14 protein-coding genes are annotated in these 13,584 nt (G+C 63.6%); 1 reads left to right on the forward strand and 13 read right to left on the reverse strand.

The annotated features are described in order from the left end of the window. Positions 1 to 35: 35 nt before the first annotated feature. The 13 genes from L6637_RS42710 to rpoZ form a co-directional block, all read right to left on the reverse strand. A complete protein-coding gene (locus L6637_RS42710) occupies positions 36 to 452 on the reverse strand; it encodes a DUF3551 domain-containing protein (RefSeq protein WP_338076890.1) in 417 nt (138 codons plus the stop codon). 142 nt (positions 453 to 594) lie between these two features. Continuing rightward, the gene (locus L6637_RS37655; RefSeq protein WP_237873948.1) at positions 595 to 2,139 is read right to left on the reverse strand and encodes a GMC family oxidoreductase; all 1,545 of its coding nucleotides are present in this window, start codon (positions 2,137 to 2,139) and stop codon (positions 595 to 597) included. A gap of 111 nt (positions 2,140 to 2,250) precedes the next feature. Next, on the reverse strand, positions 2,251 to 4,509 hold the full coding sequence (gene parC / locus L6637_RS37660; protein ID WP_237861700.1) for a DNA topoisomerase IV subunit A: 2,259 nt from the start codon (positions 4,507 to 4,509) through the stop codon (positions 2,251 to 2,253). 60 nt (positions 4,510 to 4,569) lie between these two features. Beyond that, a complete protein-coding gene (locus L6637_RS37665; protein ID WP_237873950.1) occupies positions 4,570 to 4,848 on the reverse strand; it encodes a hypothetical protein in 279 nt (92 codons plus the stop codon). Between the two features lie 125 nt (positions 4,849 to 4,973). Then, complete coding sequence (gene recO / locus L6637_RS37670; protein WP_237873952.1) at positions 4,974 to 5,726, reverse strand: DNA repair protein RecO; 753 nt, start codon at positions 5,724 to 5,726, stop codon at positions 4,974 to 4,976. Between the two features lie 76 nt (positions 5,727 to 5,802). Further along, positions 5,803 to 6,183 (reverse strand): hypothetical protein, encoded by a 381-nt coding sequence (locus L6637_RS37675; RefSeq protein ID WP_237861694.1) that lies wholly within the window; start codon positions 6,181 to 6,183, stop codon positions 5,803 to 5,805. Positions 6,184 to 6,204: 21 nt separating this feature from the next. Continuing rightward, entirely contained in the window at positions 6,205 to 7,131 is a 927-nt protein-coding gene (gene era / locus L6637_RS37680; RefSeq protein ID WP_237873954.1) for a GTPase Era, read from the reverse strand. Beyond that, entirely contained in the window at positions 7,121 to 8,002 is an 882-nt protein-coding gene (gene rnc, locus L6637_RS37685; RefSeq protein WP_237861690.1) for a ribonuclease III, read from the reverse strand. The genes era and rnc overlap by 11 nt, the downstream gene beginning before the upstream one ends. Beyond that, entirely contained in the window at positions 7,999 to 8,763 is a 765-nt protein-coding gene (gene lepB / locus L6637_RS37690) for a signal peptidase I (protein WP_237861688.1), read from the reverse strand. The genes rnc and lepB overlap by 4 nt, the downstream gene beginning before the upstream one ends. 249 nt (positions 8,764 to 9,012) lie before the next feature. Then, on the reverse strand, positions 9,013 to 9,432 hold the full coding sequence (gene acpS / locus L6637_RS37695; RefSeq protein ID WP_237873957.1) for a holo-ACP synthase: 420 nt from the start codon (positions 9,430 to 9,432) through the stop codon (positions 9,013 to 9,015). Further along, positions 9,429 to 10,181, reverse strand: a complete 753-nt coding sequence (locus tag L6637_RS37700; RefSeq protein ID WP_237873959.1) for a pyridoxine 5'-phosphate synthase — start codon at positions 10,179 to 10,181, stop codon at positions 9,429 to 9,431. The genes acpS and L6637_RS37700 overlap by 4 nt, the downstream gene beginning before the upstream one ends. A 45-nt stretch (positions 10,182 to 10,226) precedes the next feature. Continuing rightward, the gene (locus tag L6637_RS37705; protein ID WP_237861683.1) at positions 10,227 to 12,515 is read right to left on the reverse strand and encodes a RelA/SpoT family protein; all 2,289 of its coding nucleotides are present in this window, start codon (positions 12,513 to 12,515) and stop codon (positions 10,227 to 10,229) included. Between the two features lie 209 nt (positions 12,516 to 12,724). Further along, entirely contained in the window at positions 12,725 to 13,117 is a 393-nt protein-coding gene (rpoZ, locus tag L6637_RS37710; protein WP_008133017.1) for a DNA-directed RNA polymerase subunit omega, read from the reverse strand. Between the two features lie 330 nt (positions 13,118 to 13,447). On the opposite strand from rpoZ, the gene L6637_RS37715 reads away from it, so the two are divergent. Beyond that, a partial coding sequence (locus L6637_RS37715; protein WP_237873965.1) for an NYN domain-containing protein occupies positions 13,448 to 13,584 on the forward strand: 137 nt, incomplete at its 3' end.

Below are 13,584 nucleotides of genomic sequence, written 5' to 3' on the forward strand. Positions count from 1 at the left end.
TAAAGCGGCACGCGATCCGGCCGTCACCCGTAGCGTTACATGAAACGCCTTGTACTCTCGATAAAGCGTTCTTTCTCGCCGGGCGCGTAACCTTGGCAAGCCCCGTAATAGGCCTCGACGCCATGATCGCACGGTCCGGTCCGGGCGCGGGGCCGTGGCTCAGGTAGCGCGTGCGGCCTGATCTCAGCAGGCGCGCGAGCGCTTGATCGCGGATCATTCCGTCTCACCCCGGCCTTCGCGCCAGCATAATATGGGTTGAGGCTGCACGACTGACCGTTAGCTGCTGCCCGGCATTGGCCCATCGTTTGGTAGGCGCATTTATAGTAAGAGCCGCCTCCCCAAGAAACGACCCGCAAGCAAACGGGAAACGCCGGATCATAGGTCTGGGCCCGAGCATGCCCTGCTGCAAAAGCGACACTCAATGTCAGAATCGTCAAAACCAACGTGCGCATTGGGGCTTCCTCGAAGCCTCATAATGCTCGTGCACTTTGGCCACAGGCAGCCTTGATCCAAGTCAATGTTCTCGGAATATGAAACTGGAGAACGACGGCCTCGCCGCCTGCTCGCAATGACGCGGAGGCAACCGCAGTCGAACTACCGCATCATCATCCGCGCGATTGCCTCCCCAATCACCACCGTCGTGAAGTGCGTGTTGGCGCGGCAGTCGAACGGCATGATCGAGGCATCGGCGATGCGCAGGCCCGAGATGCCCTTTACCGTGCCATCAGGATTGACGACACCGTCGGCATCATTGACGCCGCTCATGCGGCAACTGCCGGCGGCGTGCTGGATATCGCCGGTTTCACGGCGCAGCAGCGCATCAAGCTCGTGATCCGGCAGGCGAGCAGCCTGCGGCAATGTCAGATCCGTGTCGGCGAGCCTGATCCAGTCGGCGATGCCCGATAGTGCCGGCTGGGAGGTGATCACGGCAAGGCGCTTCACCGCATCCATCATGCGCAGCATGTCGCGCGGATCGGCGAGCATGTTTTCCTCGACGACCGGATCGATATCAGGATCGGTCGAGGCAAGCTTGAGGGTGCCGCGTGAATACGCATTGAACAGGCCGGCGCCGATCGCTCCGGGCATGCCGATGCCGCGATGATTGAACGCGATCAGGATCATGTCGCGCTTGCCGCCATGGGCGAGACCCGAGGAATAGGTCACGCAGCAATTGGTGTGGCGAGTGTCCGGATCGGTCGGCCGCAGATCTTCGTGGAGCTGGATGGTGGCGCGAAACAGCGGGTGATCGAAGAAGTGGCGGCCGACCGGCAGATCGCGCTCGACCGCGATCCCCATCGCCTTCAGCTCGTCCGCTGGACCAATGCCCGAGCGCAGCAGGATCGCCGGGCTGTGGATCGCGCCGGCGCAGAGCACGATTTGGCGTGCGCTGATCTCGCTGGTGCCCTGCCCCTCGGTGTGAACGCGGACTCCGGTCGCCCTTCCCTCGCTGATCAGCACGCGATCGACCAGCATCCGGCCGCGGATTTCCAGATTGGTGCGGCCGCGCGCGGGCTCCAGATAGCCCTCATTGGTGGTGATGCGGCGGCTGTCGCGGCTGTTGATGGGATAGCAGGCGACGCCCTCACCGTCAGTGCCGTTGAGATCGGCGCACCAGGGATAGCCGCTTGCCAGCGCTGCATCGCGCAAGCCGCGATCGATCGGGCCCCATTTCTCGGGCGGTGCACGATAGACCGGCAGCGGCCCGCCGCGACCGTGTCCGTCGGCGTCGCCAAATTCAAAATCATCCTCGATCACGGAGAAGAGCGGCATCACCTCCCTGGCCGACCAGCCGGTGCAGCCATTGGCCGCCCATTCGTCGAAGGCATCGGCAACGCCGCGGATGGCGATCTGGCCATTCATCATCGAGGAGCCGCCGAGCCCCTTGCCGCGCCAGTAGAAGCGCGGCTCCTGCCCGGCGACGCGGCGCGTCAAGAGATCGGGCCACTGCCATTTCTCCTGATACTCGCGCTTGTGAATGATCGGGATCGGGTTTGGCGTCCTGACTTCCCAGGGCGCCTCGTCAGCGCGCCAGTCCAGCCCTGCTTCGAGCAGTAGGACTCGCCGCGACGGATCCTCGGAGAGCCGTGCCGCAACCGCGGCACCGGCCGAGCCGCCGCCGACAACAATGACATCGTACATCGCGCTACTTCTCGACATTCCCAAAGACCTGCAAGGCGGACGGTATCAGACCGTGCAGACCGCTGCAGCATTGCAGGAGCATTGCTGCACGTCAGGAACATGAGAGCCCGCCTACCCGATCACCCTGCCGAACTTGTTCGACTTGGGGAAGCCCTTGGGCGGCAGGCGGCCGGCGTCGGCGCGGGTGCCCTGCCACTCCGCAAGCTCCTTCATGGTCGCGGAGAATTCGCGACCCGCGGAGTCCCTCCAGGTGAGGCCAGCCTTGGCCTCGAAGACAGCGACGTCGGAGAGGCCGCCGTCCTTGTACTTCTGCAAGCGCACGCCACGGCCGCGTGCCATCTCCGGCACCTGGTCAAGCGGGAAGATCAGCATCTTGCGGTTCTCGCCGATGACCGCAACGGTGTCGCCGATCACCTCTGTGACCGTGCGCGCCTCGTTCGGCATATCGACATTAAGGACCTGCTTGCCCTTCTTGGTGGTGCCGACGCAATCGTCCTCGTTGACGACAAAGCCCTGGCCTTCGTGGCTCGCGACCAGGAATTTGCGACCGCCCTTGTTGACGAACAGCGCAACAGGCGCCGCCTCCTGCTCGAGGTCGATGAACAGGCGGATCGGCTCGCCGTGACCGCGGCCGCCCGGCAGCTTCGCAACATCGAGCGAATAGAACTTGCCGTTGGTGGCGAACAGCAAGAGCTTCGACGTGGTCTCGGCAAAGAAGGCGAAGCCGAGCTTGTCGTCCTGCTTGAAGGCCAGGCCCGAGAGATCCTCGACATGACCCTTCATGGTGCGGATCCAGCCCTTGTCGGAGACGACGACCGTCACCGGCTCGCGCTCGACGAGGGCTTCCTCCATCGCGGCGAGATCGTGCTCGGGCGCGTCGGCAAAAGTGGTGCGGCGCTTGCCGAGCGGCGTCTTCGGCCCGAACATGTCGCGGACCTTGCCGACCTGCTCACTGACCTTCTTCCACTGCTCGGGCTCGGACGCGAGCACCGCGTTGATGCCCTTGAGCTCGGCGCGAAGGTTCTTGTCCTCGGTGCGGATCTCCATTTCCTCGAGCTTGCGCAAGGAGCGCAGGCGCATGTTGAGGATGGCTTCGGCCTGCACCTCGGTGAGCTTGAACTCCTTCATCAAGGCGGGCTTCGGCTCATCCTCGGTGCGGATGATCTTGATCACCTTGTCGATATTCAGATAGGCGATCAGGAAGCCGCCGAGGACTTCCAGGCGGTGCTCGATCTGCGCCTTGCGGTAATTGCTGCGGCGGATCAGCACATCGCGCAGATGGTCGAGCCATTCGCGCAGGCACTCCGCGAGCCCCACCACTTTAGGGACGCGGCCCTTGATCAGCACGTTGAGGTTCAGCGGAATCTTGTTTTCAAGCTCTGTCAGCCGGAACAACGATTCCATCATCAGCGCCGGATCGACGTTCTTCGACTTCGGCTCGATCACGATGCGGACGTCTTCGGCCGACTCGTCCCTGATGTCGCCGACCAGCGGCAGCTTCTTCTGGTCCAGCAGCTCGGCGACCTTCTCGATCAGGCGCGACTTCTGCACCAGGAAGGGGATTTCGGTGACGACGACGGCCCAGGTGCCGCGATTGCCCTCCTCCTGTTCCCAACGGGCGCGAACGCGGAAGGAGCCTCGACCCGTGGTATAGGCTTCAGCAATGGCCTGCTTGGAATCGACGCAGATGCCGCCGGTCGGAAAATCGGGCCCCTTGACCCATTTCATCAGCGCCTTGGACTTCGCGTCGGGCTTCTCGATCAGATGCAGCGCGGCGTCGCAGAGTTCGGCAGCATTGTGCGGCGGGATCGAGGTCGCCATGCCGACCGCGATACCCTGCGCGCCGTTGGCGAGCAGGTTCGGGAAGCCGCCGGGCAGCACCACCGGCTCCTTGGACTGGCCATCATAGTTGGGACGGAACTCGACGCCGTCCTCGTCGATGCCCTCGAGCAGAAGCCGCGCGACGTCGGTCATGCGCGCTTCGGTGTAGCGGTAGGCGGCCGGATTATCGCCGTCGATATTGCCGAAATTGCCCTGGCCGTCGACCAGCGGGTAGCGCGAGGAGAAGTCCTGCGCCAGACGCACCATGGCGTCGTAGATGGCCTGGTCGCCATGCGGATGGAACGAGCCCATCACGTCGCCGACGATCTTGGCGGATTTTTTGAACGGTGTGCCCGGGTCCAACCTGAGCAGGCGCATGCCGTAAAGGATGCGCCGGTGGACAGGCTTCAGGCCGTCGCGCGCGTCGGGCAGCGCGCGATGCATGATGGTGGAGAGCGCATACGCAAGATAGCGCTCTTCCAGCGCTTCCTGCAGCCGGACCTCATGAATTTCGGCCGGTTCTTCCGGCGGAACGATTCGTTTTCCCATGCCGCCCGGTTAAACCGTGGAAGCGAATCGGGCAAGGATGGAGTGGTTCCCTGTGGGCTTCTACTGCCCTGCCCAGCCTGCCGTCACGGTCGGCTGGACCTTGGCCGGAGGCGTCGCCGGCATGTTGGCGACGCAGCGGCGGGCCGCCTCGATCTCGGCGTCGGTTGCGCCATGGGACCGCGCCCATGTCTCTGCCGCCGCAGCGGAATATTTCGCCACATAGTACCGAACAACGGTGCAGGAGGCCCGCCGAAATACCCCCGGTTGCGGCTCACCGGCCATGGCATCGGGCGCAATCGCGAGCAGCGCTGCGGTCAGCGCGAATCCCCTGATCAACATTTGGCTTGTCCCCGTTGTGGAACCTGCGGGGCCAACTCAAACACCCCGGTTTCGTTCCGGAGAAACACCATGTTCTGCGGCAAGGCAGACAAGCGGTCGGTTCATGGCGCTGGGAGCGCACCCATTTATGGCGCGGGAAGCGCCGCCTTGGCCTGCTGCCGGGTCAGGGCGTTAATGAAGCCGGCCCGCGCGTCGGAATGACCCTGCCCGCGCGGCTCCAGCACATGGCGCAGCAGGAACAGACCGGTCAGCCGAAAGCCGTCCTGGAGATCCTCGTCGGTAAGGTCGTGCGCAGCTTCGCCACGGCGCAGGAACGGCGGCAGCCGAAGCAGCCGGTCGCGCCACGGCTCGCCCGCGCCGCGCGAGACCGCGCCGCCCGATTTCGGCGAAACATAGATCAGATCCGTGGTCTCCCCGGTCACCGCGCAGTTTTCGAGTGCCAGCCCAAAGCCGAGCTCGGAGAGCATGGCCAGCTCGAAATGGATGAGATGCACGGCCGCGCTGCCGATGTCGTCGAAATCGTCGAGCGAATGTTCGAGCAGCCCAAAGATGTCCTCGTGCGGATCGCGCTCGGGCAGCAGCCGCGCAATCGAGGCCAGATGGGTGACGCCGTAGACCCCGTGAGACGATCCCAGCAGCGTGGCCGCGCGCAGCTTCAATCCCTCGATCGCATAGGTGCCGAGATGCTCGTCGAGCCGCGCCCGCCACACCGCGCTGACGCTGTTGCCGGGCTGCAAGAGCGGCCGCAGCCGCGAGCTGGCCCCGCCACGCACCAGGCCAAGATGCCGGCCGTGCTGGCGCGTCAACAGTTCGACGATGGCGCTGCTCTCGCCATGCCGCCGCACGCCCAGCACGATGCCTTCGTCGGTCCACTCCATGGAGGAAAGCTTACCGCATTTCGAGCTGTCGTAGGGTGGGCAAAGCGAAGCGTGCCCACGCATTTTCGCGATGGATCTAGGCGTTGAACCAGCCCCGGGCATCGCCGGTGAAGGAGAAGTACAGCCCGAACGCCGTCAGCACGCAGGACACGATCTCGATGGCGCTGTCGAGTTCGAGGCCGCGCTCGCCGAGGATCTGGCCGAGCGAGATCACCGACAGCACCAGCGCCGCCGCCAGCACCCAGCGCGGCCAGTTCTTGCGCCAATGCGCAGCCAGCCAGACGAAATAGACCAATAGCAGGATCATCCCGCCAGCGAGCAGCGTCGCCGTCATGATCATCTGCTCAGTCATCTCGATGGAGGGCGTGCGGTCCTGCACCGCCACCGACAAGGCGTCCAGCATCAGCGAGGCATAGAGCAGCGCTTCGAAGCGCTGGACGTTACGAGGCACGCTCATCGGTAGCCGATCTGTTCTTGCTTATTCTTTGGGGAATTCCAGGCCCATCTCGCGGTAGCGATCGGGGTCGTCACCCCAGTTCTCGCGCACCTTGACGAACAGGAACAGATGCACTGGCACGTCCAGGATCTGCATCAGTTCCTTGCGCGAGTCCGCACCGATCGACTTGATGGTGGCGCCGCCCTTGCCTAGCACGATCTTGCGCTGGCTTTCGCGCTCCACGAAGATCGTCTGCTCGATGCGCACCGACTTGTCCTTGCGCTCCTCCCATTTGTCGGTCTCGACCGTCGACTGGTAGGGCAATTCCTGATGCAGCTTCTGATAGATTTTTTCGCGCGTGATCTCGGCCGCCAGTTGCCGCATCGGCGCGTCCGACATCTGGTCTTCGGGATAGAGGTATGGCCCCGGCGGCACCATCTCGGCAAGCGTAGTGCGGATGTCGTCGACACCGTCGCCCGAGATCGCCGCGATCATGAAGGTTTTGACGAACTTCATGCGCTCGTTGGCGGCCTGCGCCAGCGCCAAGAGTTTCTCGCGCTGGACCAGATCGACCTTGTTGATGACCAGAATCTTGTCGTGATTGACGCTGGCAGCCTTGGCGAGGATCGCCTCGGCCTCCTCGTCAATACCGGTCTTCGCATCGAGCAGCACGCAGACGAGGTCGGCGTCATGCGCTCCGCTCCAGGCGGTCGAGACCATGGCGCGGTCGAGCCTTCGCTTGGGCAGGAAGATACCGGGCGTGTCGACCAGGATGATCTGCGCGTTGTTCTCGATCACGATGCCGCGGATCAGCGCACGCGTGGTCTGCACCTTGCGCGAGACGATCGTGACCTTGGCTCCGACCAGCGCATTGACCAGGGTGGACTTGCCGACATTGGGCGCGCCGATCAGGGCGACGAAACCGCAGCGCGTCGCAGGGGGCACCTCGCCGCTTGTTTCAACCGTCATTGCCGCCGCCAACGCCTTCACGTTCGATCATGACTGAAGCTGCCACCTTTTCCGCCGCGCGCTTGCTGCCGCCGATCCCTTCGGCCGGCGCCAGCCCCGGCAGATCGACGGCGACGCGGAACTGCGGATCGTGATGCGGACCGGTGCGCTCGACCTCGCGATAGACAGGCGTCGGCAGCCCCTTCCCTTGCGCCCACTCCTGGAGCACGGTCTTGGGATCGCGCAAGGGACGCCGCGGCTTGTGCATGCGCTCGGTCCAGTTGCGCTTGACGAACTCGTCCGCCGCCGCATGGCCGCCGTCGAGGAAGATGGCGCCGATCACGGCCTCGCAGATGTCGCCGAGGATCGACTTGCGCAGGCGGGCATCGGCGCTGGAGCCGACCGAGCCGAGCTTGATGTCGTCGAGCAGACCGAGCGACTTGGCGACGTCGGCGCAGCTTTCCTTGCGCACGAGTTCGGCAAGCCGCTTGGACAACTCGCCCTCATCGGCATTCGGGAAGGCATGATAGAGCATGTCGGAGACGACGAGCCCAAGCACGTGGTCGCCGAGGAACTCCAGCCGCTGATAGCTGTCACCGCGCTTGCGCCCGGACTTCAGCGCCGAGACATGCGTGATCGCCTGCATCAGCAGGTTCGGGTCCGAGAAATGGTGGCCGATGCGGGCCTCGAGCGCCGCGTTCGCATCGGCCGCCGCTTTGGCCTTATCCTTGGTCTTGCTGCTCCGCGTCCGCTTCTTCTTCGCAGGCGTCTTGCTTTCGGACGCCTTACTCTCGAGAGTCTTGCTCGCAAGCGCCTTGGTTGCAGCTTCGCTCTCAGGAGCGGCTTGCGCCTCGATCGATTGGGTCGCGATGTCCTTGGCTTCGTCTTTCATCGGACGATTTTGAAGAAGCGATTCCAGCGCACCGACCACGGCCAGCGCCAGAACATCCAGGCATGCTCGCCTTCGCCGATGGAGAAGAAGATCATCTGGGCGCGGCCGATCAGATTTTCAGCCGGCACATAGCCGACCTGGCCGAGGAAGCGGCTGTCGGTGGAGTTGTCACGGTTGTCACCCATCATGAAGAAATGGCCGGGCGGCACGGTATAGACATTGGTGTTGTCCATATAGCCGTTGTCGGCGCAATCGAGCGTCTCGTAGGAGACGCCGTTCGGCAGCGTTTCCTTCCAGCGCTTCACCCGCGAGATGCCGCCGCCCTCGGAGCCGCAGGGATCCTCGCCGACAAATTCGCTCATACGCTGGCGCTCGACCGGGGTGTCGTTGATGTAGAGCAGACCGTCCTTCATCTGGATGTGGTCGCCGGGCAGGCCGATCACCCGCTTGATGTAGTCGGTGGTGTCGTCCTTCGGCAAGCGGAACACGACGATGTCGCCGCGGTGCGGATCCGAGCCCCAGATCCGCCCCGAGAACAGCGGCGGCGAGAACGGGATCGAATAGTGGCTGTAGCCGTAGGAATATTTCGAGACGAACAGATAGTCGCCGACCAGCAGCGTTGCCTTCATTGAGCCGGAGGGGATGTTGAACGGCTGAAATAGGAAGGTGCGGATTACCAGCGCGATCAGGAGAGCATGGATCACGACACGGATCGTTTCGCCGACGCCGCTCTCAGTTTTAGTTCCTGAAGTCACGCTCATTGCTCTCTCAATTCCGGCCGGCGATCACAGAACGCCCTCCCCCCGCGAACGGCCCACCGGTTCGCGGCCCAAGGAGATTGTCCTGATTCTGATAGTGAGGGCCAATTCCGGCGTAAAGCCGAATTCGCCCAGCCTGATTTGCGTCCGCGAACTTTTAGACGGTTGTCGCAGGCCACGCAATCAAGGATCGCATCAAAAACTCGTAAATCATTGATCTTTAACACGAATTATAAATTGACCGTTGGGCATTCAGGACTTGGCCAGCGGCACGGCGGAAATGATCACGAACGCCTGCGCCAACGGCCAGTCATCGGTGATCGATAGATCGATCTGGGCCTCGAAACCATCAGGCGTCATGGCCTGAAGCCGGGCCAGCGCGCCGCCGGTCAGCCGCATGGACGGCCGCCCTCCGGGCAGATTGACCACCCCCATGTCACGCCACCAGACACCCTGCCGGATGCCGGTGCCGAGCGCCTTGGAGCAGGCCTCCTTGGCGGCAAAGCGCTTGGCATAGGTGGCCACCACCATCTTCTCGTTCTTGGCCCGCCGCTCCGCCTTGGCGCGCTCGGCCGCGGTGAAGATGCGATCGAGGAAACGCTCGCCATGACGCTCGATCACCTTGGCCACGCGGGTGATGTCAATCAAGTCGGAGCCGATGCCGATGATCATGCCCGGCTCCGGCCGCGATCCATCGCCGCGCGCATCTTGCGCACCGTCTCGGCAAGACCGACGAACAGCGCCTCGCCGATCATGTAGTAGCCGATATTGAGCTCCATGATCTCGGGCAGCGCCGCGATCTTCTCCGCCGTCGCGTAGTCGAGCCCATGCCCAGCATGGACCTCGAGGCCCGCGTCCTTCGCCAGTTTCACGCCCGCCACGATCCGCTGCCATTCGGCCTCGGCCTTGTCGGTGTGGCCGTCGGTGACGGCATCGCACCAGGCCCCGGTGTGGATCTCGATCATAGGCGCGCGCAACCGTGCCGCCATCGCGATCTGCGCGGGATCGGCGGCGATGAACAGCGAAACCCGGATGCCGGCATCGTTCAGCCGAGCGATGTAGGGCGCGAGCGCATTGTGCTGGCCAACCACATCTAGCCCGCCTTCGGTCGTCACCTCCTGGCGCCGCTCCGGCACCAGGCACACCGCATGCGGCTTGGTGGCGAGCGAGATCCGCATCATGTCGTCGGTCGCTGCCATCTCGAAGTTCAGCGGCTTGGAGATCTCGGCCTTCAGCCGCGCCATGTCCTCGTCGCGGATGTGCCGGCGGTCCTCGCGCAAATGCGCCGTGATGCCGTCGGCGCCGGCCTCGATCGCCAGCAGCGCGGCGCGGACCGGATCGGGATGACGTCCGCCGCGGGCGTTACGGACGGTCGCGACGTGATCGATATTAACGCCGAGGCGGAGCGGAGATGCAGGCATTTCAGGACTCACGAGATCGGAGCAACAGGCGACGACGACAGGCGCCTATCCATTAACACGTTCGACTTTGGCGACGACCGCCTTGGCGCGCAGCTGGGCCAGGATCGCACTCAAATGCTTGAGATCGTAGACTTCGAGATCGATCGTCGTCTCCGTGAAGTCGGGTGAGCGGCGATGCATGCTGATATTGTCGATATTGCCGTCGTGCTCGGCGATCACGGTCGCGATCTGCGCCAGCGCGCCGGGCTCGTTGACATTCTCGACCTTGATCCGCGCCGGGAAGCGCTGCGGCGCGGAGTCCTCGATGTCCCAGCGGACGTCGAGCCAGCGCTCCGGCTCTTCCTCGAAATCCTTCAGCGCCGGCGACTGGATCGGATAGATCGTGATCCCCTCGCCCGGCGTGACGATGCCCACGATGCGGTCGCCCGGCACGGCACCGCCGTTCGGCGCGAACTTCACCGGCAGGGCGGAATTGTTTCCGCCGATCGGGATCGCGACCGGACTACGCGACGGCTCGGGCGACTTCTCCTTGACCTTGGCCGCGAGCGCACCCTTCTTGACGCCGTAGCGAGCGACACGCTCTTCCTTGTAGTCAGGATACATCGCGCGCGCGACATGGGAGGCCTTGATCTCGCCGCGCCCCACAGCCGCCATGACGTCCTCGATCGAGGTGCGCGCCAGCCGCGGCAGCGCGCCCTTGAGCTTGTCGTCGGCGTATTCGATCTTGGCGCGCTCGAACAGGCGCTCGACGATACGCCGGCCGAGGCCGACATATTGATCGCGCACAGCGGTCCGCGTGGCGCGGCGAATCGCGGCGCGCGCCTTGCCGGTGACGGCGAGCGTCTCCCAGGCCGAGGGTGGGGCTGATTGCGCTTCCGAGGTCAGCACCTCGACCTCGTCGCCGTTCTGCAGCTCCGAGGACAGTGGCGCGAACTTGCCGTTGATCTTGCACCCGACCGCGCTGTTGCCGACGTCGGTGTGCACGGCATAGGCAAAGTCGATCACATTGGCGTGGCGCGGCAGCGCGATCAGCTTGCCCTTGGGGGTGAAGCAGAACACCTGGTCGTGGAACAGCTCGAGCTTGGTGTGCTCGAGGAACTCTTCCGGATTGGCACTCTCCGAGAGGATGCCGATTGTGTGGCGCAGCCAGGCGAACGCGTTGGACTCACGTTTCAGGAATTCGGTCGGCGAGCCCACGCCTTCCTTGTAGAAGACATGCGCGGCGATGCCGCGCTCGGCGATCTGGTCCATCGCCTCGGTGCGGATCTGCAGCTCCACGCGCTGGTTGCCGGGGCCGATGACCGTCGTGTGAATCGAACGATAATCGTTCTGCTTCGGCGTCGAGATGTAGTCCTTGAACCGCCCCGGCACGACCGGCCAGGTGGTGTGGACGATGCCGAGCGCGCGATAGCAGGCCTCGATGTCGTTGACGACGACGCGGAAGCCGAAGATGTCGGACAGCTGCTCAAAGCCGACCGATTTGCGCTCCATCTTGGTCCAGATCGAAAACGGCTTCTTGCGGCGGCCATAGACCCTCGCCCCCAGGCCGCGGTGACGCAGATTGTTGGAGAGCTGGTCCTCGATCTCGCCGATCAGATTGCGGTTGCGCTCGGCGAGCGCATCGAGCCGTTGCATCACGACCGTATAGGCTTCGGGGTCGAGGGTGCGGAAGGAGAGGTCCTCCAGCTCCTCGCGCATCTCCTGCATGCCCATGCGCCCGGCCAGCGGCGCATAGATGTCGAGCGTCTCCTCGGCAATGCGCCGGCGTGATTCCGTCGGCACGAAATCGAGCGTGCGCATGTTGTGCAGGCGGTCGGCGAGCTTGACCAGGAGCACGCGGACATCGTCGGCGATCGCCAGCAGCAATTTGCGCAGGTTCTCGGCCTGTTTGGCCTCGCGCGAGACCAATTCGAGCCGCTTCAGCTTGGTCAGGCCCTCGACCAGCGCGCCGATCTCGGGGCCGAAGATCTGGTCGATCTCGGCGCGCGTCGCCTCCGTATCCTCGATCGTGTCGTGCAGCAGCGCGGCGACGATGGTGGCGTCGTCGAGCTTCAAATCGGTGAGAATCGCCGCCACTTCGAGCGGGTGCGAGAAATAGGGATCACCGGAGGCGCGGGTCTGCGACCCATGCGCCTTCATGGCGTAGACATAGGCGCGGTTCAGCAGGTCTTCGTTGGTATTCGGATTGTAGGACCGCACGCGCTCGACAAGGTCATATTGACGCATCATCCGCGCCCGCGGCTTCACCGGCCGTGCCACCGGCGCAGTCGGGGCTACGGCAACCGATTCGGTTGCGGCCTGCATCTGCGTGTGTCTGCGGCGTCGATACACCATGCCGTCCTGCCTTCAAACGGACCAGGAAGCGGCCCGTTGTATACATCCTAAGCTCCGATCGCGGCCGCGGCCGATCAATTCACTGACAGGCGCGGCGTCAACCGGCAATGCTATGGTAACCACGAAAACGCCAACAAAAGCAAAGGCCCGAACGCGGGTTCGGGCCTTTGATAAGATCACAAGAATTCGACGATCGCGAGTTAAGACGATTACTCGTCCTCTTCGGGCTGCTCTTCCGGCGGCGCGAGACCTTCGAGACCCTTCAGGAGCTCCTCTTCGGTCATGCGCTCCACGGCGACTTCGGTATCGTCCGCATCGACGCTGGCGCCGGCGGAGCCGATCAGCGGAACCGTGTCCGGCTCGGGCTCGTCGACCTCGACAAACTTCTGGAGGGAGTGCACCAGCTCCTCGCGGAGGTCCTCCGGCGAGATGGTCGTGTCGGCAATTTCGCGCAAAGATACAACAGGGTTCTTGTCGTTATCGCGGTCAACCGTTAGTTGTGAACCGGACGAAATCATGCGGGCACGGTGGGCGGCCAGCAGGACCAGGTCAAACCGGTTGTCGACCTTGTCGATACAATCTTCTACGGTGACGCGAGCCATAGACTGTCGCTCCGTTGTGGGTGGGACGAAATATGTGGATGATCCGGGCTAGTTATAGGGACCGGGCCGTTTTCGCAAGGCCAATTTGTGATTTGGCCTCGCCAAACGGCTCTGCTACCCCCACATTGGGGCTGGGATGGGTGGTTTCCCGGGCTGCCTTGAGGGCGGCGCCGGGGGTAAGCAGGGCCGCCATAACTATACCTTGATTGCCCCGACTTCTCCGGATTTGCGGTTTCGACGGGTTTCGGCAGCATTTTGAACTGCGCGGCATGCTGCCGCTGCGCCAACAATAAAACGATCAATCACGAACACACTACGCGAGCAAACTGAATGTCACCTTCCCCTACCAACAAGATCGCGCTCTTCATCGACGGGGCCAATCTTTACGCGACGGCGAAAACTCTCGGCTTCGACATCGACTACAAGCGCCTTCTGAAGGAATTTCAGAGCCGCGGGACGCTGCTGCG

This window comes from Bradyrhizobium zhengyangense, from assembly GCF_022012435.1.
Lineage (GTDB): Bacteria > Pseudomonadota > Alphaproteobacteria > Rhizobiales > Xanthobacteraceae > Bradyrhizobium > Bradyrhizobium zhengyangense.

Bases quoted from the DNA above. Each gene is read 5' to 3' on its own strand.
- L6637_RS42710 (WP_338076890.1), bottom strand. From the start codon at position 452: ATGCGCACGTTGGTTTTGACGATTCTGACATTGAGTGTCGCTTTTGCA.
- L6637_RS37655 (WP_237873948.1), bottom strand. From the start codon at position 2,139: ATGTACGATGTCATTGTTGTCGGCGGCGGCTCGGCCGGTGCCGCGGTT.
- parC (WP_237861700.1), bottom strand. From the start codon at position 4,509: ATGGGAAAACGAATCGTTCCGCCGGAAGAACCGGCCGAAATTCATGAG.
- L6637_RS37665 (WP_237873950.1), bottom strand. From the start codon at position 4,848: ATGTTGATCAGGGGATTCGCGCTGACCGCAGCGCTGCTCGCGATTGCG.
- recO (WP_237873952.1), bottom strand. From the start codon at position 5,726: ATGGAGTGGACCGACGAAGGCATCGTGCTGGGCGTGCGGCGGCATGGC.
- L6637_RS37675 (WP_237861694.1), bottom strand. From the start codon at position 6,183: ATGAGCGTGCCTCGTAACGTCCAGCGCTTCGAAGCGCTGCTCTATGCC.
- era (WP_237873954.1), bottom strand. From the start codon at position 7,131: ATGACGGTTGAAACAAGCGGCGAGGTGCCCCCTGCGACGCGCTGCGGT.
- rnc (WP_237861690.1), bottom strand. From the start codon at position 8,002: ATGAAAGACGAAGCCAAGGACATCGCGACCCAATCGATCGAGGCGCAA.
- lepB (WP_237861688.1), bottom strand. From the start codon at position 8,763: ATGAGCGTGACTTCAGGAACTAAAACTGAGAGCGGCGTCGGCGAAACG.
- acpS (WP_237873957.1), bottom strand. From the start codon at position 9,432: ATGATCATCGGCATCGGCTCCGACTTGATTGACATCACCCGCGTGGCC.
- L6637_RS37700 (WP_237873959.1), bottom strand. From the start codon at position 10,181: ATGCCTGCATCTCCGCTCCGCCTCGGCGTTAATATCGATCACGTCGCG.
- L6637_RS37705 (WP_237861683.1), bottom strand. From the start codon at position 12,515: ATGGTGTATCGACGCCGCAGACACACGCAGATGCAGGCCGCAACCGAA.
- rpoZ (WP_008133017.1), bottom strand. From the start codon at position 13,117: ATGGCTCGCGTCACCGTAGAAGATTGTATCGACAAGGTCGACAACCGG.